This is a genomic window from Streptomyces sp. MK37H, assembly GCF_018035285.1.
Classification (GTDB): domain Bacteria; phylum Actinomycetota; class Actinomycetes; order Streptomycetales; family Streptomycetaceae; genus Streptomyces; species Streptomyces endocoffeicus.
Map to the genome: position 1 here is coordinate 1 of NZ_JAAAYH010000095.1, position 24,351 is coordinate 24,351.

At 70.6% G+C, this 24,351-nt stretch carries 25 protein-coding genes; 14 read left to right on the forward strand and 11 right to left on the reverse strand.

Annotated features, from left to right (window positions below; genetic code table 11):
* Positions 1–818: AfsR/SARP family transcriptional regulator (locus GWI24_RS16050; RefSeq protein WP_247616435.1), on the reverse strand; the 818-nt coding region annotated here is incomplete at its 3' end.
* A gap of 278 nt (positions 819–1,096) precedes the next feature.
* Here GWI24_RS16050 and GWI24_RS16055 point away from each other — a divergent pair.
* The gene (locus GWI24_RS16055; protein ID WP_210946635.1) at positions 1,097–1,291 is read left to right on the forward strand and encodes a hypothetical protein; all 195 of its coding nucleotides are present in this window, start codon (positions 1,097–1,099) and stop codon (positions 1,289–1,291) included.
* A 687-nt stretch (positions 1,292–1,978) separates the two neighbouring features.
* Here the strand turns inward: GWI24_RS16055 and GWI24_RS16060 are convergent.
* Complete coding sequence (locus tag GWI24_RS16060; RefSeq protein ID WP_210946636.1) at positions 1,979–3,418, reverse strand: cation:dicarboxylate symporter family transporter; 1,440 nt, start codon at positions 3,416–3,418, stop codon at positions 1,979–1,981.
* 163 nt (positions 3,419–3,581) lie between these two features.
* On the opposite strand from GWI24_RS16060, the gene GWI24_RS16065 reads away from it, so the two are divergent.
* From GWI24_RS16065 to GWI24_RS16105, 9 genes are all read left to right on the forward strand, one after another.
* Positions 3,582–5,204, forward strand: coding sequence for a sensor histidine kinase (locus GWI24_RS16065; protein ID WP_210946637.1), 1,623 nt, complete (start codon positions 3,582–3,584; stop codon positions 5,202–5,204).
* A gap of 886 nt (positions 5,205–6,090) precedes the next feature.
* Entirely contained in the window at positions 6,091–6,801 is a 711-nt protein-coding gene (locus tag GWI24_RS16070; RefSeq protein WP_210946638.1) for a response regulator, read from the forward strand.
* A 163-nt stretch (positions 6,802–6,964) separates the two neighbouring features.
* Positions 6,965–7,975: a chitinase gene (locus tag GWI24_RS16075; protein WP_210946639.1), complete on the forward strand. Its 1,011-nt coding sequence runs from the start codon at positions 6,965–6,967 to the stop codon at positions 7,973–7,975.
* A gap of 136 nt (positions 7,976–8,111) precedes the next feature.
* Entirely contained in the window at positions 8,112–9,488 is a 1,377-nt protein-coding gene (locus GWI24_RS16080; protein ID WP_210946640.1) for an ABC transporter substrate-binding protein, read from the forward strand.
* Positions 9,489–9,501: 13 nt separating this feature from the next.
* Positions 9,502–10,419 (forward strand): carbohydrate ABC transporter permease, encoded by a 918-nt coding sequence (locus GWI24_RS16085; RefSeq protein WP_210946641.1) that lies wholly within the window; start codon positions 9,502–9,504, stop codon positions 10,417–10,419.
* Between the two features lie 109 nt (positions 10,420–10,528).
* A complete protein-coding gene (locus GWI24_RS16090; protein ID WP_210946642.1) occupies positions 10,529–11,029 on the forward strand; it encodes a DUF2165 family protein in 501 nt (166 codons plus the stop codon).
* Entirely contained in the window at positions 11,029–11,514 is a 486-nt protein-coding gene (locus GWI24_RS16095; RefSeq protein WP_247616437.1) for a VOC family protein, read from the forward strand. Before GWI24_RS16090 ends, GWI24_RS16095 begins: the two co-directional genes overlap by 1 nt.
* Positions 11,515–11,521: 7 nt before the next feature.
* Positions 11,522–12,103 (forward strand): TetR/AcrR family transcriptional regulator, encoded by a 582-nt coding sequence (locus GWI24_RS16100; protein WP_210946643.1) that lies wholly within the window; start codon positions 11,522–11,524, stop codon positions 12,101–12,103.
* Positions 12,100–12,375 (forward strand): hypothetical protein, encoded by a 276-nt coding sequence (locus GWI24_RS16105; protein WP_210946655.1) that lies wholly within the window; start codon positions 12,100–12,102, stop codon positions 12,373–12,375. The genes GWI24_RS16100 and GWI24_RS16105 overlap by 4 nt, the downstream gene beginning before the upstream one ends.
* Here GWI24_RS16105 and GWI24_RS16110 read toward each other — a convergent pair.
* Genes GWI24_RS16110 through GWI24_RS16125 form a run of 4 tightly spaced genes read right to left on the reverse strand, consistent with a single transcriptional unit; the run spans position 12,372 to position 17,690 of the window.
* A complete protein-coding gene (locus tag GWI24_RS16110; protein WP_308343660.1) occupies positions 12,372–15,755 on the reverse strand; it encodes a S8 family serine peptidase in 3,384 nt (1,127 codons plus the stop codon). The genes GWI24_RS16105 and GWI24_RS16110 overlap by 4 nt on opposite strands.
* 1 nt (position 15,756) lies before the next feature.
* Positions 15,757–16,833 (reverse strand): CU044_5270 family protein, encoded by a 1,077-nt coding sequence (locus GWI24_RS16115; protein WP_210946644.1) that lies wholly within the window; start codon positions 16,831–16,833, stop codon positions 15,757–15,759.
* The gene (locus tag GWI24_RS16120; RefSeq protein ID WP_308343662.1) at positions 16,830–17,474 is read right to left on the reverse strand and encodes an RNA polymerase sigma factor; all 645 of its coding nucleotides are present in this window, start codon (positions 17,472–17,474) and stop codon (positions 16,830–16,832) included. The genes GWI24_RS16115 and GWI24_RS16120 overlap by 4 nt, the downstream gene beginning before the upstream one ends.
* A 45-nt stretch (positions 17,475–17,519) precedes the next feature.
* Complete coding sequence (locus GWI24_RS16125) at positions 17,520–17,690, reverse strand: DUF397 domain-containing protein (protein WP_210946645.1); 171 nt, start codon at positions 17,688–17,690, stop codon at positions 17,520–17,522.
* Positions 17,691–17,901: 211 nt separating this feature from the next.
* Here GWI24_RS16125 and pip point away from each other — a divergent pair, with 211 nt between their 5' ends.
* Positions 17,902–18,858, forward strand: coding sequence for a prolyl aminopeptidase (gene pip / locus GWI24_RS16130; RefSeq protein ID WP_210946646.1), 957 nt, complete (start codon positions 17,902–17,904; stop codon positions 18,856–18,858).
* Positions 18,859–18,973: 115 nt separating this feature from the next.
* Here pip and GWI24_RS16135 read toward each other — a convergent pair whose 3' ends face one another.
* From GWI24_RS16135 to GWI24_RS16155, 5 genes are all read right to left on the reverse strand, one after another.
* Positions 18,974–20,239, reverse strand: a complete 1,266-nt coding sequence (locus GWI24_RS16135; protein WP_210946647.1) for a sigma-70 family RNA polymerase sigma factor — start codon at positions 20,237–20,239, stop codon at positions 18,974–18,976.
* Positions 20,229–20,450, reverse strand: coding sequence for a hypothetical protein (locus GWI24_RS16140; RefSeq protein ID WP_191065470.1), 222 nt, complete (start codon positions 20,448–20,450; stop codon positions 20,229–20,231). The genes GWI24_RS16135 and GWI24_RS16140 overlap by 11 nt, the downstream gene beginning before the upstream one ends.
* 78 nt (positions 20,451–20,528) lie before the next feature.
* Positions 20,529–20,735 (reverse strand): DUF397 domain-containing protein, encoded by a 207-nt coding sequence (locus GWI24_RS16145; protein WP_210946648.1) that lies wholly within the window; start codon positions 20,733–20,735, stop codon positions 20,529–20,531.
* Between the two features lie 9 nt (positions 20,736–20,744).
* On the reverse strand, positions 20,745–20,921 hold the full coding sequence (locus GWI24_RS16150) for a DUF397 domain-containing protein (protein WP_210946649.1): 177 nt from the start codon (positions 20,919–20,921) through the stop codon (positions 20,745–20,747).
* 3 nt (positions 20,922–20,924) lie between these two features.
* On the reverse strand, positions 20,925–21,857 hold the full coding sequence (locus GWI24_RS16155) for a helix-turn-helix transcriptional regulator (RefSeq protein ID WP_308343664.1): 933 nt from the start codon (positions 21,855–21,857) through the stop codon (positions 20,925–20,927).
* A 235-nt stretch (positions 21,858–22,092) separates the two neighbouring features.
* On the opposite strand from GWI24_RS16155, the gene GWI24_RS16160 reads away from it, so the two are divergent.
* The 3 genes from GWI24_RS16160 to GWI24_RS16170 form a co-directional block, all read left to right on the forward strand.
* Positions 22,093–22,452 carry an ATP-binding protein gene (locus tag GWI24_RS16160; protein ID WP_308343665.1) on the forward strand — a complete coding sequence of 120 codons (360 nt, stop codon included), beginning with the start codon at positions 22,093–22,095 and terminating at the stop codon, positions 22,450–22,452.
* Between the two features lie 60 nt (positions 22,453–22,512).
* Positions 22,513–23,121: a TetR family transcriptional regulator gene (locus GWI24_RS16165; protein ID WP_210946652.1), complete on the forward strand. Its 609-nt coding sequence runs from the start codon at positions 22,513–22,515 to the stop codon at positions 23,119–23,121.
* A gap of 33 nt (positions 23,122–23,154) precedes the next feature.
* A partial coding sequence (locus tag GWI24_RS16170) for an FAD-dependent monooxygenase (protein ID WP_210946653.1) occupies positions 23,155–24,351 on the forward strand: 1,197 nt, incomplete at its 3' end.

Consider the following 24,351-nt stretch of genomic DNA (forward strand, 5'->3'; position numbering starts at 1 on the left):
CCGGAGGCATCCCCGGACCGGCCATCGTGGCTGTCCCGGGCGTCCCTGTCGTCCCTCCCCTGCCGGCTGTCCTCGAGCGCCTGCCGGTGGAGCCGCTGCAGTTCGTCGCCGGGCTCGATGCCCAGCTCCTCCACGTACCTCCGGCGGGTGGAGCGGAACAGCGCGAGGGCGTCGGCCCGCCTGCCACAGCGCCGCAGCGCCTCCATGAGCAGCGCCACCGAGCGTTCCCTCAGGGGGTGTTCGGCCACCAGGGCGGACAGCTCGGCGGCGGCCTCGTGGTGGCGTCCGGAGCGCAGATCGATCGCGGCGCACTCCTCGACCGCCGCACGGCGCTCCTCCTCCAGACCGGCGCCCAGGGTCTCGGGCAGCCAGCCGCCCGCGACATCCGACAGCGCGGGTCCGCGCCACAGCTGGAGCGCGGCGCGCAGCAGTTCCCCGGCCCGGGCCTCGGCGGCCACGGCGGCCTCGGGCTCCCCGGTGGCCCCGGCGTCCTTGGGAGCCTCCCGCGCGGCCCGCACCAGATCGCGGAAGCGATGCAGATCGACCTGCTCACGCGCGACGGTCAGGGAATAGCCCTTCGCCGATGTCGTCAACTCGGCCCCGGGCAAGGCGGACAGGATCCGCCGCAGTTTGGAAATCTGTACCTGTACGGCGTTTCGCGCGGACCCCGGCGGGTCCTCGCCCCATACTGCCAACACCAGCCTGTCGACGGACACCACGCGGCCGGAGGCCATCAGCAGCATCGCCAGAACGGACCGCTGCTGTGCGGCGGTCGGCCCCAGCAGATGCTCGCCCTGCCATATTCCGACCGGTCCCAACAGGCGAAACTCGGTCCCATCCACACACTGCCCCCGTTGGTACCAGAGATTTCACTGTGACCACTTGGAAGCCTACCCACGGGTTCGGGTCAGCGAGGCATCAGCGGGATATCAGCGGCTCGTAGCACCCTACGAGTGTTCGAGGGTCCCACGGGCACCAGAAGCTCTCCCCGGTCACCGCTGACGGCGGCGGCCGGACCGGAACTCTCCGGTCTCCGGGCCCTCTTCCGACGATGAACGGGGGACGGTATGGCAGTGAGGTGCCGGGGAGGCGGCTCATGACCACCGCAGGAGGAACACGGAGCACACCACGGATCGGCGAGCTCGTCTACGACCTCGAACGCGAGGCCATGGGCCGGGTCGCCTACGTGGACACCGGCGGGAACATCGCCTGGGTCAAACCCCTGTGCGAGGGCCCCGAGTGGACGGCCCTCCCGGAACAGCTGCGCCGCGCGCCGGACGGCGAGCGCTGAGGCGCCTTCGGCGCCGAAGACCAGCCGAAGACCAGCCGAGGACCGCCAAGGAGCCAAGGGCGGCCGGGCCGATGCCGGCGTCTCGCGTCTTCCAACGGGGGGAAGACGCGGGACGCCTTTTGCCGTTGGGCACGACGCGCGCATGCGACACACGCCGGACCCCACGCGCCACGCGCGAGCACCACGCCCCGCGCGCATGCCGCGCGCGGACACCACCGCCTCTCCGGCCGCTGCGACTGGTGCGTGCACGCGCATGCCACTCGCGCGGACACCACGCCTCGTGTGCGAGACACCCCCGCCGCGCGCGGACACCACGCCTCGTACGCGCGACGCCCCGCCACGCCCGCGGACACCCCTCGTGTGCGAGACACCCCCGACGCGCGCGGACACCACCCCGCGTATGCGCGACGCCCCCGCCACGTCCGCGAAACTCCCGCCACGGGGACACCACGCCTCGTACGCGCGACGCCCCGCCACGCCCGCAACACCGCCGCCGCGCGCGGGACGCCGTACACCGTGTGCGCAACGGCCCTCCGTCGTGCGCGAGACGCCACGCGGCGGGTGCGGAGCACCATTCGTCGTGCGACCGCCACACGGCCACCTGCGGCGGCCACGCCCAACGGACACGTGAAACGCGCACGGCCCCGCCCCGATTCAGGAGGGCAGGGCCGCGTTGCGCGTGGGGTGTCAGGCGGGCACGTGCTCCTTCGCCGTGTCACCGTCACGCCGCTCGGGGAGGGACTTGCCCTCGGCCGCCCCGGAGTCGTCCGCGGCCGTGCCGTGGCCGCCACCGTCGCGGGCGAAGCCCTCCGCGTCGAACGGCAGCCGTCCGGCGAGGACTTCGTTCATCCGCTCCTTGTCGATCTCCTTGGTCCAGGTGCCGACCAGGACGGTCGCGACCGCGTTGCCCGCGAAGTTGGTGAGGGCGCGGGCCTCGCTCATGAAGCGGTCGATGCCGACGATCAGGCCGACGCCGTCCACGAGTTCGGGCCGGTGCGACTGGAGACCGCCCGCCAGCGTCGCCATGCCCGCGCCGGTCACACCGGCGGCGCCCTTCGACGCGACGACCATGAAGACGAGGAGGGATATCTGCTGGCCTATGGAGAGCGGGTCGCCCATGGCCTCGGCGATGAACAGCGAGGCCATCGTCAGGTAGATGGCGGTGCCGTCCAGGTTGAAGGAGTAGCCCGTGGGGACGGTGATCCCGGCGACCGGCTTGCTGACGCCCGCGTGCTCCATCTTCGCGATCAGCAGCGGCAGCGCCGACTCGGAGGAGGACGTCGAAAGGATCAGCAGGAACTCCCGCGCCAGGTACTTCAGCAGCAGGAAGATGTTGATGCCCGCGACCAGCCGCAGGATCGTCCCGAGAACGAGGAACACGAAGAGCGCGCAGGTCACGTAGAAGCCGACCATGATGACCGCGAGCGCCTTGAGCGCGTCCAGACCGGTCTCGCCGACCACGGCGGCGATCGCGCCGAAGGCACCGATCGGGGCGGCCCACATGACCATCGACAGCAGCTTGAAGACGAGCTGCTGTATGTGGCCTATGCCGCGCAGCACCGGCTCGCCCGCCTTGCCCATCGCCTGCAGGGCGAAGCCCGCGAGGAGGGCCACGAACAGGGTCTGCAGCACCTCGCCCTCGGTGAAGGCGGAGACCAGCGTCTTCGGAATGATCCCGAGCAGGAAGTCAGCCGTCGACTCACTGGCGCCCTCGGCCTGGCTCTGTCCGGCCTGGGCCGCCTCATGGCTCATGTGCAGGCCGCTGCCGGGCTCGAGGAAGTTGCCGACGACCAGGCCGATGGCGAGGGCCACGGTCGACATCACCATGAAGTAGCCGAGCGCCAGACCGCCGACCGCGCCGACCTTGGCCGCCTTGCGCACCGAGCCGACGCCGAGCACGATCGTGCAGAAGATGATCGGCGAGATCAGCATCTTGATGAGGTTGACGAAGCCTTCGCCGATGGGCTTGAGCTCCACCGCCGTATCGGGGGCCACGAAGCCCACGAGGATGCCGAGCGCCACCGCGCCGATGACGGCGAGGTAGAGGTAGTGAATCCTTTCTTTCTTCGGCTTCGTCCCATCCGGTTCCGTACGCCCGGATGCGGGCGGCGTGGTGTCCGCAGCCACGGTGCTGCCTCCTTCTGTTCTGCCGTCCAACTGTCCCGGCGCTGTACTGTGTGCGGCTCGCACACCGCCTTGAACGGTCCCGGCGACTATGCCCCAGCCTGTGACGGGGGTCACCCTTCCGTTCATTTCGTTCACACAAAGATGCGTGTGCAGACTGATGGCCATGCGCATCCCCCACCCACGCAGCCTGGCCGGCCAGCTCTTCGCGATGCAGGTCGTGCTGGTCGCCGCCCTGGTGGCCGGATGCGCCGTCTTCGCCTACGTCACCGACCGCGAGCAGGCGGTGGTGGCCGCGCGACAGCGGGCGACCGCCGCCGCGGTGGCCGTCGCCGACTCCCCGTCGGTCGCCGAGGCCGCGCGGTCGAAGGACCCCACGGCCCGGCTCCAGCCGTACGCGGAGAAGGTGCGCCGGGACACCGGCGTCACCTTCGTCACGATCATGAATACCCACGGGGTGCGCTGGGCGCACCCCGATCCGCGCCAGATCGGCGCCACGTATCTCGGCCACATCAAGCCCGCGCTGAGCGGGCGGATCTTCGCCGAGACGTACACCGGCACGCTCGGCTCCTCCGTGCGCGTGGTCGCCCCGGTGCGCGACACCCGCGCCGGCGGCCGGATCACCGCCCTGGTCAGCGCGGGCATCACGGTGGACACCATCAGTGCCCAGGTGCGCCGCCAGCTGCTCGCGCTGCTGGGTGTGGCGGCCGCGGCGCTCGCGGCCGGCGGCCTGTGCGCGTATGTGATCAACGCCCGGCTGCGCCGCCATACGCACGGGATGAACGCGGCCGAGCTGAGCCGGATGCACGACTACCACCAGGCCGCGCTGCACGCCGTGCGCGAGGGGCTGCTGATGCTCGACGGCCAGCGGCGGATCGCGCTGATCAACGACGGCGGGCGGGAGCTGCTCGGCCTGCCCGAGGACTCCGTCGGCCGCTACGTCTCCGACCTGGGCCTGCCGCCCGCGCTGACCGGCGCCCTGCTGGCCACCGAGCCGCGCGTGGACGAGCTGCATCTGACCGCGGAGCGGGTCGTGGTCGTCAACACCTCACCGGTGAGCAGCGGTGAGCAGCGCGGCACGGTCGTCACGCTGCGCGATCACACCGAGCTCCAGGCACTCTCGGGCGAGCTGGACTCGCTGCGCGGCTTCGCGGAGGCGCTGCGCTCCCAGGCCCATGAGGCCGCGAATCGGCTGCATGCCGTCGTCTCGCTGATCGAACTGGGCCGGGAGGACGAGGCGGTCGACTTCGCCACCGCCGAGCTGGAGCTGGCCCAGGCGCTGACCGACCAGGTGGTGGCGGCCGTCGCGGAGCCCGTCCTGGCCGCCCTGCTGCTGGGCAAGGCGGCCCAGGCCAGTGAGCGCGGCGTCGAGCTCGTCCTGGCCCCCGACAGCCGCATCGACGACGGCGTCCTCCCGCCCGGCCTGCCCGCCCGGGACCTGGTGACCATCCTCGGCAACCTCATCGACAACGCCACGGACGCGGCCGCCGAGGGCGTCGGCAATGAGTCGGCCCCGCGCAGCGCCCGCGTCACGGTCACCGCCCGCGCGGACGCCGGCGAGCTGACCCTGCGCGTGTCGGACACCGGCGCCGGGCTCGACCCGGCGGCGGCCGAGGAGGTCTTCCACCGCGGCTGGAGCACGAAGTCCCCGGGCCGCGGCCTGGGGCTGGCCCTGGTCCAGCAGGCCACCCGCCGCAACGCGGGCACGGTGGAGGTGACCACCTCCCCCGACGGCGGCGCCGAATTCACCGCCCGCCTCCCCCTGACGACCCCGGCCGTCACGACGTGAGTCCCGCGTCGGGTGGGGCACCCCGACCGGCCGCCCGGCAACAGCCAGGACGGTGCCGGGCCCGCGACGGCGGCCGGTGCGGTACGGGTCGCCCGGCTCCCCGGGGCGGGCCACCGCCGACGACCCCGTGCGGGTGCGGGGTTCGGGCGGCCCGGCCGGACGAGCCCACCGGATGCCCGCGCCCGGTGCCGGGCACCGGGGCCGAAGCACGGCCGACCCGGACAGGGCAGCGCCTTCACACCGCTCCGGGACCCGCCACCACCAGCCGCCCAGCGACAGCCAGGACGGCACCGGGCGCCCAACAGCAACCGCTGCCCGGGGCGGGCGCCCGACCCCCCCGAGGCGGGCCACCGCCGACCACCCCGCGCGAGGGCGGGGGCCGAGCGGCCAGGCCGGACAAGCCCACCGGATGCCCGCACCCGGTACCGGACCCCGCCGGAGCCGAAGCACGGCCGACCCAGGCGAGGCAGCGCCTCCACACCCCTCCGGGACCCGCCACCACCAGCCGCCCAGCGACAGCCAGGACGGCACCGGGCGCCCAACAGCAGCCGCTGCCCGGGGCGGGCTCCCGACCCCCCGAGGCGGGCCACCGCCGACCACCCCGCGCAGGGGCGGACGGCAGGCGGCCCGGCCGGACGGCCGGATGCCCCGCTCGGCATCGGGCGCCAGGCGCGGCTGACGCGGGTAGGCCGTCGTCCCATCCCGGTGCCGGGCGGCCATATCCGGCCGTTCGGGAGCGGGGGTCCGGGGGCGGAGGCCCCGGGAAGCGGGGCATAGGGGAATCGTCACCGTAGGGATCTGGCCACTTGCGGTTACCCTCCGTAAATTGGAGCCCCGAGCTTCCACGTCCACCGCGTTTCGACCGCGTTTCGAGAGGAATCCGTTCATGAGCCCGCCGCAGGCGAGACCGGGGGATCCGGCGCCGATCCGGGTTCTCGTCGTCGAAGACGACCCCGTCGCGGCGGACGCGCACCGGATGTACGTCGAGCGCGTTCCCGGCTTCGCCGTCGTCGGGGCGGCGCGGAGTGGCGGGGACGCGCAGCGGTTGCTGGAGCGGACGCCCGCCGATCTGCTGCTGCTGGACCTCTACCTCCCCGACGGGCACGGTCTCCAGCTCGTACGGGCGCTGCGCGCGGCCGGGAACGGCGCGGACGTGATCGCGGTCACCTCGGCCCGGGACCTCGCGGTGGTCCGCGACGGGGTCTCCCTCGGGGTCGTGCAGTACGTGCTGAAACCGTTCACCTTCTCCACCCTCCGGGACCGCCTCCTCCGGTACGCCGAGTTCCGCGCGACCGCGGGCGAGGCCAGCGGGCAGGACGAGGTGGACCGGGCGCTGGCCGCGCTGCGGGCACCGCAGCCCGCCGCGATGCCCAAGGGGCTGACCCAGGCCACCCTGCACGCGGTCACCGAGGCGCTGCGCGGCGCGGAGGAGGAGGGCATCTCGGCCGCGGCGACCGCCGAGACCGTGGGGATCTCCCGGATCACCGCCCGCCGCTATCTGGAGCACCTGGTGGAGGCCGGGCGGGCCGCCCGCGCCCCGCACTACGGGCAGATCGGACGGCCCGAGCTGCTGTACCGCTGGCTCAGCGAGCAGTAGGGGTGTCCGGCGGATCTTGACACCTGCGGCGGGCTGATCCCCTCCGCATGGGCGCGCGAATAGGAAAGTTTCCTATCCGACATCTTGTCGCGGGCATGCCGCCTCGCTAGGTTCAGCCTCGCTCGACTTCCTCCCACCCCCCACCCAGGAGGCTCCATCAGCCATGCCTCTTTCCAAGCCGACGCACCGCAGACTCGCCCTCGCCGCCGCCATCGGCCTGCTCGCCGCGGGCGCCACCACGGCGGCCACCGCCCAGGCGGCGCCGCGGGCGGCGCACACCGCCGCCGCCCCCAGCGGGCTCAACGGCCCCTACCTGTACCTGGGTTGGGGCTCCCCGCCCAAGGCTACGGACGTCATGTCGGCCACCGGCACCCAGCAGTTCACGATGGCCTTCATGCTGTCCGACGGCGGCTGCAACCCCAAGTGGGACGGCTCCCGCGCGCTCACCGGCGGCAACGACCAGTCGACGATCAACTCCATCCGCTCGGCGGGCGGCGATGTCACCGTCTCCTTCGGCGGCTGGAGCGGTAACAAGCTGGGCGAGAAGTGCTCTTCCGCTTCCGCGCTCGCCGGCGCGTACCAGAAGGTCATCGACGCCTACAAGCTCAAGTCGATCGACATCGACATCGAGTCGACCGAGTTCGAGAACGCCACGGTCCGCCAGCGCGTGATCGACGCGCTCAAGACGGTCAAGCAGAAGAACAGCGGCATCAAGGTGTACGTCACCTTCGGCACCACCACGACCGGCCCCGACTCCAATGGAAAGGACCTGGTCAAGCGCGGTGCCACGGCCGGGCTCGACGTAGACGGCTGGGCGGTCATGCCGTTCGACTTCGGCCAGGGATCGATCGACATGGCGGCGGCCACCAAGTCCGCGGTGGACGGTCTGAAGAACACCGTGGCGAGCGCGTACGGCCTCTCCTCCGACGCCGCCTACCGCAAGGTCGGCTTCTCCTCGATGAACGGCAAGACCGACGTCGCGGGCGAGACGATATCCCTGAACAACTTCAAGGACATGGTCTCCTACGCCAAGAGCCACCACCTGGCCCGCGTCAGCTTCTGGTCGCTCAACCGCGACCGCAAGTGCGGCTCCGGCACGGGCGGGGACGCGTGCAGCGGTATCGACCAAGGCACGTACGACTTCACCAAGGCGCTCGCGGGCTACAACGGCTGACACCGAACTGGGCCCCATCCGCCCGCCGGGCGGCGTTCGATCAAGCGACCATCCAGGTCACGGGGATTGACCTTCCGTTGAAGCCGACCTTACGGTCAGCCCGCAGCCCATAGAGGCCAGCAAGGAGGTCGTGCCCGTGCGCCACACCGCCCCACTGATCCTCGCCGCCACCCTCGCCGCCACCGCCGGACTCACAGCCTGCGGTGGCGGTTCGGGCAGCGACCCGGACACCGTCAAGGTCGCCTACAACCGCTCCACCGACAACAAGATCCGCTTCAAGGACAACCATCTGGCCGAGGTCAAGAAGCAGTTCGAGAAGGCCAACCCCGGCAAGAAGGTCAAGCTGATCCCGATCCAGGCGCAGGACAACGACTACGCCACCAAGGTCCAGCAGATGATGCGGTCCCCAAAGACCGCCCCGGACCTGGTCTACGAGGACACCTTCCGGATCAACTCCGACATCAAGGCGGGCTATCTGCGCCCCCTCGACGAGTATCTGGCCAAGTGGAAGACCTGGGACCAGTTCGTCGACACCGCGAAGGCCGCGGCCAAGGCCGAGGACGGCAAGACGTACGGCGTCCCGGACGGCACCGACACCCGGGGCCTGTGGTTCAACAAGGAGATCTTCGCCAAGGCCGGGCTGCCCGCCGACTGGTCCCCCAAGAACTGGAACGAGATCCTCGAGGCGGCGCGCACGATCAAGAAGAAGGTCCCCGGCGTCACCCCGCTCAACGTCTACACCGGCAAGGCCCCGGGCGAGACCTCCGTAATGCAGGGCTTCGAGATGCTGCTGTACGGCACGGGCGAGGCGGGCGGGAACCCGCTCTACGACCCCGGCGCCAAGAAGTGGGTCACCGGCGGCAAGGGGTTCAGCGACGCCCTCGGCTTCCTCAAGACCGTCTACTCCGAGAAACTCGGCCCGGACATCTCCGACGCCCTCGACCCCAACGTGGGCACCACCGTCTACAGCGAATGGCTGCCCCAGGGCAAGCTGGCCATCGCCCTCGACGGCTCCTGGCTCGGCCAGAACTGGCTGAAGACCGGCGGCAAGCCCTGGCCCGAGTGGTCCAAGACCCTCGGCCAGGCCCCGATGCCCACGCAGAACGGCCAGGCGCCCGGCAAGGTCAGCATGTCCGGCGGCTGGACGTGGGCGATCAGCGCGAAGTCCAAGAACCCGGATCTGGCCTGGAAGTTCATCGAACAGCTCCAGACCAAGGACAACGCGGTCACCTGGGACATCGTCGACGCGCAGATCGCGGTCCGTAAGGACGTCGCGCAGGACCCGAAGTACACCTCGTCCATGCCCGGGATCACCTTCTTCACGGGGCTGGTGAAGTACACCCACTACCGCCCCACCACCCCCGTCTACCCACAGGTGTCCACGGCGATCGGCGAGGCGATGGAGGCGGCGACCACGGGTGACGCCTCACCGGAGAAGGCCGCGAAGGGTTACGACGACCAGCTGAAGTCCATCGCCGACGGCGCCACGGTGGCGGCGGGCGGCCAGGGCTGAGGGCCGCTCCCCGATGGCAACCGCGACCAAGGTGGCGGCGGCCCCGACGGAGACCCCGGCCCGGCCGGGCCCCCGTCGCGGCCGCCCCCTGCGCTGGCTTCCGCTCGCCCCCGCCACCGTCATGCTGCTGCTCTTCCTCGGTGGCCCGATCGCCTACTGCGTCTATATCGCCTTCACGAACATGCAGCTCACGGGCGCGTCCTCCACGGACTTCGTGGGCCTGGACAACTTCCAGCGCGCCTTCGGGGACGACGACTTCCGCAACGCGGTCGTCCTCACCCTCGTCTTCACCCTCCTCTCCTCCCTCGTCGGCCAGAACACCCTCGGCCTGGCCCTGGCCGCCCTGATGCAGCGCGCCTCCCGGCCGGTGCGGACGCTGACGGGCTCGATCGTCATCGCGGCCTGGGTCGTCCCCGAGATCGTGGCGGGCTTCCTGCTGTACGCGTTCTTCCGCCGCGAGGGCACGCTCAACGCGCTGCTGGACTGGCTGGGCCTGCCGTCCCAGAACTGGCTCTACACCCTGCCCATCCTCGCCGTCTCCTTCGCCAACGTCTGGCGCGGCACGGCCTTCTCGATGCTCGTCTACTCCGCCGCGCTGTCGGAGATCCCCAAGGAGATCACCGAGGCGGCGGAGGTCGACGGCGCCGGCGGCATCGGCCGCTTCTGGCACATCACCCTGCCGATGATCCGCCGTTCCATCGGCACCAATCTGATGCTGAACACCTTGCAGACGCTGTCGGTGTTCGGCCTCATCTGGGCCATGACCCGGGGCGGCCCGGGAAACCGCAGCCAGACGCTCCCGGTCTTCATGTACGACCAGGCGTTCAACAAGTCCCTGATCGGCTACGGCACGGCGGTGGCGCTGCTGTTGCTGCTGGTGGGGGCGCTGTTCTCGGTGGTGTATCTGCGGCTGATGCGCGAGGAGGTCTGACGCGCGGCGTCATCGGTCCCGGGCCCCACGGATGTGACGCGGACCAGCACCTTGACTTGGGCTCCCCTCATTTCGATACAGTCCGTACTGTATCGAAAGGAGGATGTCCGTGGACCCCGCACACGCCCTCGTATGGATCAAGGCGATCCTGGTCGGCGGACTGGCCGCCTACCTGACCCTCTTCGTCCTCAACAACCTCACCGATCAAGACACGAACTCGGGCGCCGTCGCACGCATGATGACGATGCGCGACCTCAAGGAGGACCCCGACGGCCTGGGCCGCGGTGTCGTCTGGCGGGCCGTGGACTCTCCTGTCGTCCACCGGCTCGCGTTCTACGCCGTCGTGCTCGTACAGACGGCGGCAGCCGGACTGCTGTGGCGGGCGACGGCGATGTTCGTCGCCGCGGGACTGGACGGCTACGGCGCCCGGCCCGTACGGGACGCCGTGGGGGCGGCCAACCTCGGGATGCTGCCGTTCACCGGACTGTGGCTGGCCATGCTCGTCGGCGGGCTGTGGTTTTCGTACTGGGTCAAGATGGGCCCCATCCAGCAGACCCATCTGACCCTGCTCATCACGTCACTGCTCAGCGTGCTCGTCATCAATCTCTGATGGCGGGCAACGGCGATCAGCGGCATGCCGCGAAGGACAAGAAAGGACACACCCTCATGACTGACCACCAGGAACACGACTGGGCAGACGGCTTCGACGTGCAGCAGGTGCGCGTCGCACGGCCGACCGACCGACTGGCCGACGTCGTCCGGTTCTACCGCGACGGGCTGGGCCTGACCGAACTGTTCAGGTTCGAGGGGCATGACGGCTATGACGGAGTCATGCTCGGCCTCCCAGGAAAGCCGTACCACCTGGAGTTCACCCAGCACGCACAGGGCAGCCCAGGCCCGGCACCGACACGGGACAACCTCCTCGTGTTCTACGTTCCGGATGCCGGCGCGATCGCGACCGTGGCGGACCGGCTGGCGAGCATGGGGCACCCGCCGGTCGAGGCGGAGAACCCCTACTGGGAGAAGAACGACGCGATCACGATCGAAGACCCCGACGGCTGGCGCGTCGTGCTCGTACCCTCGACGGGTATCTGAGGCGTAGATGGGGCAGCACACCACCGCGGGTCGCCGCCGTGATCCACGAATCGATGAGGACGTACTCACCGCCACGCTGACCCTGCTGGACGAGAAGGGGTACGTGCCGCTGAGCATCGGAGAGGTCGCACGCCGGGCGGACGTGCACAGACCCGCGATCTACCGGCGGTGGCCGTCGAAGCAACACCTGGTCGTGGACGCGCTGGCATCGACGATCGGCGTCGAGCCGACGCCCGACACCGGCGACCTGCGTCAGGACCTCATCACCGGGATCTCCACCATCACCGACGCCCTGAACCACACGGTGCTCGGGCGGGTACTGCCCGCGCTCATCGCGGACCTCGCCGACGACGGGCCACTGCGGCAGAGGTTCCTGGACGTCGTGTTCCACGCCCGACGTGCGACGACGGCTCGCACCCTCGAACACGCCATGGCGCGCGGCGAGGCTCGCACCGACATCGATCTCGATTTCGTCCTGGACGCGCTGGCAGCGCCCCTCTACTTCCGAGCGCTCTTCCTCCATCTGCCGCTCGACCGGACGCTGGTGGAACGGACCGTGGACATGGTGCTCCACGACATCCTGAACTGACAGCTGGGCGAGCGGGCCCGAGGGTTTGGCCACCCCGCCCACCGCCGGCCCATACCCCTACGAGCCGTAGGCAAGGAGCGCGCCCGGGAGACGCCTCGTTCGACCGGATCATCGCCACCTGCTCGGTGCCCGGAATCCCCACCGCGTGGACCGAGCAGATCCGGCCAGGTGGCGTCATCCTCGCCGACCTGTCCCTCGGCCCGCGTCAGCACGCTGCTGACGCGGGCCGCGCTCCCCCGAGGAAGCACCGCATACGGGGCGTCGTCGGCTAGGTGAGCAGATACGCCTTCACGATCGTCACCGCGTACGTGTTGCCGTCGGTGTCGGTCAGGTCGGCCTTGAAGGAGACCGAGCGGGCGTCCTTCGGATGGGTCAGGTCCAGGCTCCTCTTGCCGTCCCGCGTGGTCACCGGGGCATCGGTCCAGGTCTCGCCCTCGTCGTAGGACACCTGTACGGCAAGCGACTTCAGACGCGTGGCGGCCGGGCCCTGGAGGGACAGCGGGACGGTGATCCGACTGCCCGCCTTCGCCGTGCTGCCCGTCGTCAGCCCTGGATGGAAGCGGACGGTGGACAGGGGCAGGGACGCGGTCTCCGAGCCGTTCGGCTTCGCGGAGGTGAAGCTCCAGGCGGCGGTGAGACGGCTGGTGACACCGGCGACGTCGGCCGGGCGGGTCACGTCCGTGTGGATCGTGTACGGCGCCGAGGTGGCGGGGAGGCCGTCGGCCGTCTGGCAGAGGTCGCCGTCGTTGTCGAGCAGTTTCTTGCCGCCCGCGGTGACGGTCGTGTGCTGCTCGCTCACCCGGGAGGAACCGGCGTGGCCGTCGCCGTCGGCGAAGCTCGGGACGCACATGTCGAGCGTGTCACCGGAGCGGCGGGCGGTGTGCTCCTTGTCCACCGCCGGGCTGAACACGCCGACGTTGTAGGTCGATTCGTACGTCCGGCCCGGCCGGTACGACGTCGGCCGCTCCTCGGGGTAGTGCACATCGGTGTCGTCTTCCGCGGCGGGACCCCGCTGGCTGACGGCGACCGTCCAGGGGTAGCCCTCGGGCGTGGTCACGTACGTCTTCGCGGTCGCCGGGAGCGCGAACGGTGCGCTGGTCGTGCCCAGGGACAGTTCCGGGCCCCTCCACAGCGCGTTGACGACACCCTTGCGGTCCGGGGCGGACGAGCCGATGTGCCGCTTCAGCAGGGCCAGTTCGCTCGCTTGGGCCGTGCGCTGGTAGCCGGTGGGGAAGCGGTCGGGCAGGTTGTAGAGCAGGTTGTAGGTGGTGCTGCCCTTCTGCCACAGGCCGCCGATCTGCGTGCTGAACTTCCCGGCGTCCGGGGACGGGCCCAGGGTCGTGGTGCGCAGCCCCTTGAAGGATTCGCCGTAGAACAGGGTGGCGTTGAGAGCACTGGGCACGCCCAGGCGGTAGTTCAGATAGCCGGTGGCCATCTTCGCGCTCTCCGGGGCGGTGACCTCGACCGGCTTCGTCTCGCGGGCGTCGAAGGTGATCGTGGTGTCCTTGGTGACCGCGAGCTTCGGCTGGACGAGGAGCGAGGTGTCCGTGTCCTCGGACATCACCGTGTCCACCACATAGTCGCCCCGGGGGATACGCAGCTTGTAGACGCCCTTCGAGGTCTCCTGGTGGTCCTCCAACGCGGTGGTCCAGTAGTCGGTGGTGTAACTCTTGATCTCGGTCAGCGGCGAACTGACGGGCTTGCCCTGGCGGTCGAGGAACTTCAGGGTGACGTCGTACGCCTCGGCCTCGCGGATGACGCCGAAGGACGTCCGTACCTCCGTGTCGCCGCCCTGCGCGGTGGCAATCAGCGCGCCCGAGTAGGCGCCGTCCGGCCCCTCGGTGCGGGTGTCCGCGGTGAGGTCGACGCTCGCGGTGCCGCCCGCCGGGACGGTGAGTTGGCGTGCGCTGAGGCTGAAGAGACCGTCCGGGGCGGCCTTGCCCTCCGGGCCGGTCGCGGTGGCCGACAGGTCCAGCGTGACGGGTTGGTCCCCGTCGTTGCGGTAGGTGATCCGCTTGGTGACCGGCTGGTCGTCGGCGTGCGGCCACATCTGCTTGCCGAAGGACACGGACGTCTGCTCGCTGGTCACGCTCTGGGTGATCCCCCGGGCCACGTCGACCCGCCCGGTGCCCTGCTGGTACGCGTCGAGCCCGGCGGTCGGCTTGGTGGAGGCGGTGAGCGCCTGCTTGATCCGCTGTCCGGTCCAGTCCGGGTGCTCCTGGGCCAGGATCGCGGCGGCGCCCGTGGCGTGCGGTGCCGCCATCGACGTACCGGACATGGCGACGTAGCCGTCCGCGGCCGGGTCCCCCATGTCGCCGTGCGCCGCCTTCGCCGAGACGATGTCCACGCCCGGCGCGGTGAGGTCCGGCTTCAGCGTGCTGTCGGCGGTCGGGCCGGTGCTGGAGAATTCGGCGATGCCGTCCTCGCCGTCGACGGCTCCGACGGTGAGCGCCGAGTCCGCCGAGCCGGGGGTGCTGATGGTTCCGGCCGTGGGGCCGTCGTTGCCCGCCGAGGCGACGGTGAGCAGGCCCTTGTGCTCCGAGAGGGAGTTGACGGCCGTCTCGACCGGGTCCTGCCCCGGGGTGTCCAACTGGCCCAGGCTGAGGTTGGCGACCTTGGCGCCCTGGTCGGCGGCCCACTCCAGGCCCGCGATGACGCTGGAGTCGGTGCCCTCGCCGCTGTCGTCCAGCACCTTGGCGTTGAGGATCTCCGCGCCGGGCGCGACGCCCTTGTAGAGGCCACCGGACCGGGCGCCCGAGCCCGCCACCGTCGCCGCGACATGGGTGCCGTGACCGGACCTGTCGTCGGTGCTCCCCGTTCCGGAGAAGTCCTTCGCCTCCGTCACCGCCTTTTCGAGGTCCGGGTGGGTGGTGTCGATGCCGGAGTCCAGGACGGCGACCTTGACGCCCTTACCGTCGTATCCGGCGTCCCAGGCGGCCGGCGCGCCGATCTGGGTGACGTTGTGGCTGACGTCCTTCGCCCCGGCCTTGGGCCCCGCCTGCGCCTTGAACCGGCCGTCCAGCCAGACGCGGGCGATCCCCGGGGCCGCCGTGCGGGCGTGCCCGGTACCGGCGGTCGCGGTGAGGGCCTGCCAGGCGCTGTCGGCGTCGGTCTTGCGCACGCTGAGCGCGGCGCCGCCCACGCTGGGCAGTTCGCGGCGTACGGAGGCACCCGCCTCCGCGAGCGCCGCCGCGCCCTTGTTCTTCCCGGAGCCCCGCTTGTACGACACGATCAGCGGCAGCGTCCCGCGATGTGCGTCGTCGTATCCGGCCCGTAAGAGCGCGTTGACGTTGAACAGCCGCTTGTCCAGGACGCCTTGGCCGATCAGGGGGGCGGCGTCGGCCGGCAGGACGAAACTGTCACCACCGGAGCGCCGGACGGATACCGGGATGTCCTTACGGCCCGGTCCCTGCTGGACGCCGGTCACCTGGCCCCTGGCGTCCAGTTGGACCCGGTCCCCGGTGACCAGGGTGATGCCCCTGGACGGGTCACCGGTGCCGGACCTCCCGGCGGTGGCGGCGCTCCCCGTCCGTACGCCGAGGCCGGACCCGGGGGCCGCGAGCGCGGCCCCCATCATCACTCCCGCGACCACCAGGGCGCACACCGCGGCCCTGGAGGTCGCCGACGCTCGCTCACGCGGTGTCGGATTCACGTCAGCCCGCCTGCGAGGGCATCTGCTTGTTGCCGTCGACGACCGCGCGCTGAGTGATCGCGCTGGTGGAGACCACGGTGCCGGGCTTGATCGGGTCGTTCTTGTCCGGGCTCGGCTTGACCTGGACGGTGCGCTCGCCGAGGAACTTCAGGCTCTTCTTGTCGAAGATCCACTCCTCGCGCTGGCCGGTGTCGTCCATCCGCGCCACCGCGACCCCGTGACGGCCCGTGGCGTCAACCGCGTCGTCCACCGCGACCACCCCGGGGATCTTGGCGGCGGCCTTGTAGAGGGCGGGGGCGAGCTTGGCGGGCGGGTAGCTCTCGGTCAGCAGATCACCGATGGCGACGAAGGCCGCCTGGTCGACGGGCACCTCCTTGTCCTTGTCCGCGCGGGCGTCCTGGTAGATCTTCCGCAGCAGCGCGTCGGGGTCGGCGGGCAGTTTGACGAGGCTGTTGTACGCCGAGCTGATCGGGTGCGGACCGGCCAGGGTGGTGCCCTCGTCGCTGGTCTCGCCCGGCTCGATCAGCCAGCCGTCCTTGCCGTCTGCCGACTGCCAGACCTGACGGTCGTGCAGTTCGGTACTGACCACTGTGGTCTTGCCGTTCACGGTCTTGGGGTAGGTGTTGGCCACCTTGGAAGCGATGTAGACGTACTGGCCGTCGCGCACCACGGGCCCGTCGGTGTCGCCGGATCCCGCCGCCAGGGAGATGCGGTCAAGCAGCTGGGGGCCGCCCTTGACGTCGGCGGCGCCGATCTGGGTGGTCAGCGCGGGGCCGGTGGCCAGGGGGGTCACACCGTCGCTGTCGCCGTCGCCCCCGGACAGGGCGACACCGCCCGCGATCGCCCCGGCCAGGGCGCAGGCCCCGGCGGGCAGCAGGATCGCCTTGCGCAGGAACGGGTTGCGCTGCCGGACGGGGGCGGGGGTTCCGGTGCTGCGGATGTCTTCGCGGATCTGGGCCATCAGGTGCTCCTTGTGGAACTCGTGGCGGCCCGCCGGCAGACTCCGCTCCTCGGTGGCCCGGAGCTCTTGGGTCTCCGGCCACTCAGCCGGGTGCGGCTGGGAGGGGCTGGCGTTCATCGGTTTCCTTCCTCTGCGGACCGGATCGCGTGGCTGCGATCGCCCTTTACCTGCCGGGTGAGCGGAGTGAGTTCCCGTTTTTTGCGGCCCAGTTCGGCGTCGGCGAGTTTGCGCAGCTTGGTGCGGGCTCGGGACAGCCTGGAGCGGACGGTTCCGATGGGGACGTCGAGGGTGCGGGCGACGTCGGCGTACTCCATGCCCTCCCACAGGCAAAGGACGAGGACCTCCCGTTCGGCGCGCTTGAGCGAACCGAGGGCGGTGAGGGTGGCGTTGATCCGGCGCCGGTCGTCCACGCGCCCGGCCGTCTCCTCGGCGTGGTCGGGGATTCGCATCGAGGCGGGCCCCGCCTCGGCGGCAGCGGCGGCCGCGGCCCGGTAACGCCGGTTGCTGCGGCAATGGGTACGGGCGACGTTGGTGGCGATGCCGAGGAGCCAGGGCCGCAGGGACCCCCCTTCGGCATCGACCGATTCGCGGCGCCGCCACGCCTCCATGAACGTCGCCGACATCACGTCCTCGGCCACGGACCAGTCGGCGGTCAGCCGGAAGGCGTGGTTGTAGACGGTCTGTGCGTAGGCGTCAAAGAGCTCCGCGAAGGCATCTGGATCCCCGGCCCGCACCCGGGTTCGCATATCTGTGGTCACGTGTGTTGGCTGACCGGGAGGAGGAGCGAGTTCCGGTGATGCGCGTCACATCGTGTTCTGCCTGGGCTCTTGGGTGAGGGCAACCCGGAAGTCCGCCCAGGCGGCGGGGGTGCAGCGGAGTATTCGACCGTCCGGGTCCTTGGAATCATGTATCGCCACGACGCGGAGTCGCATCTCATGCGACGCCACACGAGCTGAGGGCACATCAGGGGACATCTTTCCAGCCGTCGACCAAGCGGCCTCGCTGAAGTCCGGTGCGGTTCGGTCGCGCCCCGAAGGGGCGCGGGGCTGTGTCGATGTGCGGCTCCGCCGCGTGGGCGCGAACAGCCACGACGCAGCCGCGGATGAACGACCGCACCTCGCGGCACTTCCCGCGAAGCGCTTAGCCTCACCAGGTTGCTCTTCACGCCTTCAGGAGGAGACCGCCATGGCCGAGCCGTTCCCGCCCGTCGAACCGTACGCGCACGGCCTCCTCGAGGTCGGCGACGGAAACCGGATCTACTGGGAGAGCAGCGGGAATCCCCAGGGGAAGGCGGCCTTGTGCGTGCACGGCGGCCCCGGCAGCGGTGGGCACCGCGGCGATCGCGGGATGTTCGATCCCGAGGTCTTCCGGATCGTCCTGTTCGACCAGCGCGGCTGCGGTGAAAGCCTGCCGCACGCCTCCGACCCGTCCGTCAGCCTCGATCACAACACCACCGATCACCTCATCGCCGATATGGAGCGGCTGCGCGAGCACTTGGGCATCGAGCGCTGGCTCCTCTACGGCGGCTCCTGGGGCTCAACGCTGATCCTCGCCTACGCCGAGCGTTACCCCGAGCGGGTCTCCGAGATCGTCATCGCGGGCGTCACCATGACCCGGCCGGACGAGACCGACTGGCTCTACCGCGGAGTCGGACGCCTGTTGCCCGGCGCCTGGGAGACGTTCCGCGACGCGGTGCCGGAAGGGGAGCGGGGCGGCGGTCTCGTCGCGGCCTACGACCGGCTGGTGAACAGTCCGGACGAGGCGGTCAGGGTCAAGGCGGCGCGGGCCTGGTGCGCTTGGGAGGATGCCGTCATCGCCCACGAGGCACTGGGGCATCCGGGCTACTACAGCGACAAGCCCGACGACGCGCTGATGGCCTTCGTCCGGATCTGCGCCCACTACTTCTCCCATGACGCGTGGCTCGAGGACGGGCAACTCCTCCGTGACGCGCACCGGCTGGCCGGTATCCCCGCGGTGCTGATCCACGGGCGACTCGACCTGGGCAGTCCGTTGCAGAGCGCGTGGGAGCTGTCCAAAGCCTGGCCGGACGCGGAACTGAAGGTGATCGACGACTCGGGGCACACGGGCAGTGCCACGATGCGGGGCGCGGTCCTGGAAGCGATCGCCGGGTTCGGCGAGTAGGAATCACGGCGCGCGGGTCACACCGTGGTGGGCCCGGGTGAGGGCACCCCGGAATTCCACTGAGGCGGCGGGGGTCCGGAACCCGGCCGCACCGCCGCCGTCGAGTGAGCCTCAGTCAGCGTCTCGTTGCCTCAACCCCGGCCTTGTCCCAGGTGAAGACACCGTGGCAGTCGGAATCGGAGTCGGTGCGCCGCACGGTGAGGACCAGAGTTCGGGCCTGCCGCGGGACTTCCCCCGTCAGCGCCCTGGATTCGAGAGCGCCGTGGGTGGTCATGGTGCCGGAGGCGACCTGCCGGGAGCCCGCCGCGATGGACCACCGTACGGAGATGTCATCGAGGCCGCAGGGGTCCAGCCACAGCCGGCCACGCAGGGCCCGGGACGTACCGGCCCCGTCCAGGGCGAACGTGGTTCTCAGCGGCTCATCGGTCGAGGTGGACCACCACCACTGGTTGCCGGGGCATCGCGGGTAGCCGCTCACCAAGCAGCTCTCCAGGCCCGACCGGTTCAGCGTCGGCTCGGCCCCCGACGCGTAGTCCAATCCGGGGGTGCCATCCGCGGAACGGCTCACGACGATCAAGACCACGACACATGCGGTGAGGCCCAGGGCCGCGGCTGCCGCCAGCCATTCCGCCCCGTACGTCATGATCCGCCCGCCCTCCCGCCTCAGTGAGTGGACCAACTTCCCGACGCCGGTGACGAGCAACACCAGGAGGCCGCCCACCCCACTGGCCAACGAGCCCGGTGGATGCACCAGAGCGAACGACACGGCACACGACAGCAGGAACAACCACAGCAGGAAGAGCCCTACCAACTCGGCGCGGAGCTTGGACAGTCCACGGGCCCGGTGGGCCGATACCGTCCCCACCCGCACACGCATCTGGGCAGCGACATCGGAGCGCGGCAACCCGTGCTCCACCGTTCCCTCGACAGCGCCGCGCTGTAAAGGGGTCAGCCGCTCCTTGGCCGCGGCGATCTCGCTCGCCGTCTCCTGTTGCAGCACCCGATACTCGACCGGGGAGTTCCACTCCTGCTCATACGCGGTCGGGTAAGCCTCGCCGAGCACGGGTACGTCATCGGAAGCCAGGGCCGTCGAGGCGGTCCGACGGCCTTCCCGGGCGGCCCGGCGGATCGCGTTCCGAGCCACCCGGTACGCGTACCGATCGGCCCACCGGATCTCCGTGTTCGCGGTGTGGAGCTCCAGCCAAGCGGACTGGACCACATCGTCGGCGTCCAGCCGGCCCGACGGCACGCCGTGCTGTCTCAGTTGGCGCTCGGCGTACGCGCGAAGGTCCACCTTCCAAAACCGCCCGTTGTCACGGTCCAGGTCGGCCACCGTCAGGCCATCGGGCCAGGGGCTACCGCCCGCAGCTTCATCGCGCACGCCCGCCGCCCTCCGTCCGGGCCGTCCGCACGTACCACGTCGCGCCGTCCCGCCCGCGCCCTCCCAGCTCAACCCCTTCCGGCGCCCTGGCGGCCGCCGCGGTCAGCCGGGCCCGCCCGCGCAACACCCACACCTCGGCGGCGGCAGCGCCCAGGTGGACCACCAGGGACAGGCCTGCGCCGAGCACCGGAAGAAACAAGGGATCGATCATCACATCGCCTCGCGTTCGGACGGCCGCATCCTGATAACGCGGCACACGACCGGTACGGGTCGATGGGCACCCGATCCGTTACCCCGACGCCGAACTTTTTTCCTCCAGCCCCCGCGACACCGCCGCCGCGAAGGTCTCCCACGCGGCGGGGTTGAACCGGAGTATTCGCCCCTCCGGGTCCTTGGAGTCGCGTACGGCCACGATGTTGGGCACGTTCGTGGCTACCTCGACGCACTCGCGATCGCCAGTGCTGAAGCTGGATTTCCGGAACACGAAATCGACCACGGCTCGTGCCTACTTGATCAGCTTGGCGTGAAAGGCCGCCCAGGCGGCGGGGGTGAACCGGAGCATTCGACCCTCCGGGTCCTTGGAGTCGCGTACCGCCACGGTGTCGGGCACGTTCGTGGCCACCTCGACGCACTCTTCGTGTGCATTGCTGTAGCTCGACTTACGGAAGACGAAGGTTTTCACAGCTCACAGTCCCTTGATGAGCGTCCCGATGAAGGTTCGGGACTCGGCCTCAGGCAGCGCGCCCCGCGCAGTCTCCTCGAACAGTCTTACGTGCTGCGCCGCACCTTCGCCACCCTCGACCCACGCCGTTGAGAACGCCAATTCCTGGTACACCACGTCCATGGCGCCCGCCTCGGCGAACGAAAGAACGTTGAACGAGCCCGCGAGCGCTCGAATCACCCCGGCGCCAAAGGGAAGCACCTGAACCGTGACGTTGGGGCGCTCGCTCCAATCGAGGAGGCTCGCCAACTGCTCCCGCAACATCTGGGGCTCGGCCGCTGGGATGCGCAGTGCCGCCTCCGCGATGACGGCCCAGAGGGAGAGCGGCTTGTCCCCGCAAAGTCTCTTCTGCCGGGCGACCCTGGAGGTGACCAACGCCGCAACCTGATCGGGGTGCTCACCCGGGTCCGCTGCGCGCCGCAACGACCGCATGTAGTCCGCAGTCTGGAGCAGTCCAGGAATGAACGACACCTGCCACGCCTTGACAGCCGTGGCCGCACTCTCAAGCGGCACGTACTCCCTCATGGTCTTGGTGAGCGGGACGTCATTCCACCAACCCTTCGCCTTGCGGCGTTCGCGGTCGATGCGCGCCAGCTCCAGCAGCGCACCCACCGTCGCGGGGTCGTTGGCGCCGTACAGCGCGCACAGAGCGCGGATGTCCGGGTCCCGGATGGGAACCCACCCGCCCTCCATCTTCGCGACCTTGCCAGTGGAAGCGCTGAGCGCCTTCGCCGCGTGCGTCTGCGTCAGGCCCGCCCTGGTCCGGAGGCTCATCAGCTCGGCGCCCAGTCTCCTCCCCAAGACGCTTGATGTGCTGTTCCCTTGGGTGGACTGACCCTCTGTCACCGTGCATCTCTCCTCCGTGATGTGACGCCAGTCTGGAGCGTAGCGGGGCACCTCGCAAGCGAGATCGGTTGAATTTTCCTCAGTGGAGTTGAACCGATCACCACCACGGGGCTACGGTCCGTAATGAACCGCTCGCACAGGGACGTCAGTTGGCGGACGCACTCCGCCCTGCCCTGCCCACTGGAGGTACGCGATGGCATTCGCGCCCCAAGACCCCCGGACTCCGAACCCCAGCGACCCCGTCATCGAAGAGGGCCGCGTCGACTACGTCCCGACACCGATAAGCGTGACCAGGGCCCGCCAGCACGCCACGCGACTGGTGGCCGAGTGGGGGCACCCCGCACTCGCCGACGACACGGCGCTCATCGTGTCCGAGCTGGCCACCAATGCCCTACGGCACGGCCACGTACCCGGGCGGCTCTTCCGCGTACAGCTCACCCTCACCAAGACCCGCCTGCGGATCGCCGTATCCGACCCCCGGGGCGAGCGACTCCCCCGGCCCCGCCGCCCGTCACCCCGCGACAGGCACGGCCGCGGTCTGCTCATCGTCCGCGCCCTCGCCGCACGTTGGGGCGTGCGCGAGCGAACCGTTGGCAAGGAAATCTGGGCCGAGCTGGACCTGGCAGCGTTACCCACCGAACCCTGACTCCAAAAAGTGCGGGCCCCGCACATTTGCGGGGGACGCAAGTTTTGCTACGCTCGCCGCATGGGACTGCGAGAGCGGAAGAAGGCCCAGACGCACGCCGCGCTCAGCTGGGCCGCGGTGCGGCTGACCGTGGAGCGTGGGTTCGACAAGGTCAAGGTGGAGGACATCGCCGAGGCCGCCGGGGTCTCGCCGCGTACGTTCAACAACTACTTCTCGAGCAAGGCGGAGGCGATCGTCTTCCGCCACCTCGACCGCTGTCTGCGCGTCGCGGAGGCGTTGCGCGAACGGCCGGGCGAGCCGCTGTGGGACGCGATCACGGAATCCGTGCTGCGGCAGTTCGCGCCGGACGCGGAAGCGGTCGCCCATCCGCCCGTCGCCGACGCGGCGCAGTGGACGGCGGGTGTGCGGGTGATGGTCGCCGAACCGGCCCTGCGGGGTGAGATGTCGCGGGCCGGGGCCGTCGCCGAGGCCGAGATCGCGGCGGCCGTCGCGGAACGTACCGGCGGCGACCTCGAGCAGGACCTGTACCCGCACCTCGTCGCTTCGGCGGTCATGGGCGCGGTCAACACCGCCATCGCCCACCATCTCCGCACCGACGCGGCCGTGCCGGTGAGCCGCCTGCTCACGGATGCCCTCGCCCGGATCGCGGCGGGGCTGTCCACCCCGTAAAGCCCTCAACCAACCTGCCCCGAAGGGGAATCCATGATCGAGGTCGTCATCGCAGGCGCGGGGCCCAACGGCCTGATGCTCGCCTGCGAACTCGCGCTGGCCGGTGTGCGCCCGGTCGTCCTGGAGCGCCTCACCGAACCGCACGACGCGCAGCGCGCCAACGGCCTCGTGGGCCAGGTCGTCCGCATGCTCGACCGGCGCGGACTGTACGAGCGGCTGACCGAGCCCGGCACCACGCCCGAACCGGCGCCCCGTTTCACCTTCGGCGCGTTCCCGCTCCACCTGAGCGACCTGCCGGACAACCCGCTCTACACGCTCCTGGTGCCGCAGCGCCGGATCGAGCGCATGCTCGCCGAGCGCGCGGCCGAGCTGGGCGTAGACATCCGGCGCGGCCACGAGGTCATCGGCCTGGCGCAGGGCGAGAAGTCGGTGGCGGTCGAGCTGCGCGAACAGGCCCCGGTCGAGGCGGAGTTCGTGGTTGGCGCCGATGGCGGGCGCAGCACGGTCCGCAAGCTCGCCGGGATCGCGTTCCCCGGCGTGACGACGGACGACTCGGTGTCGCGCACCGGACATGTGAGCGTGGACCCGGACGCGGTCGGTGCCGATGGCGGCCTGGCCGTGCCCGGTTTCGGCGTCATACCGCCGTTCCAGCATCTGCGGACCGAGCAGGGGCTGATCGCCTGGGCGCCGTCCCCGGACGGTGACCCGAAACTGACCACCGTGGAATGGGGGCAGCCGGCCGAGGGCGAGGCATCGCTGGACGAGCTGCGGGCCAGCGCCCGCCGGGTGCTCGGCACGGACATCGCCCTCGGCCCGCCAGCCGGGCCGGGGCCGCATCTGATGCGGCGGCTGTTCGGCGGCAACACCCGGATCGCCGAGCGATACCGCGCGGGCCGCGTCCTGCTGCTCGGCGACGCCGCACATGTGCACTCGGCGATCGGCGGCCCGGGGCTCAACCTGGGCCTCCAGGACGCGGTGAACCTCGGCTGGAAGCTGGCCGCCGAGTTGCGCGGCCACGCGGCGGAAGGGCTGCTCGACACGTACGAGTCGGAGCGGCACCCCGCGGCCCGGCGGGTCGCCATGCACACGCAGGCGCAGTCGCTGCTGACTCGGCCGGGCGGCGATGTGACGGCGCTGCGCGAGCTGTTCGGCGAACTGCTCGACCAGCCCACGACCCGGCAGCACATCGCGGGGCTGCTCTCCGGCGCGGACATCACCTACGCCATGGGA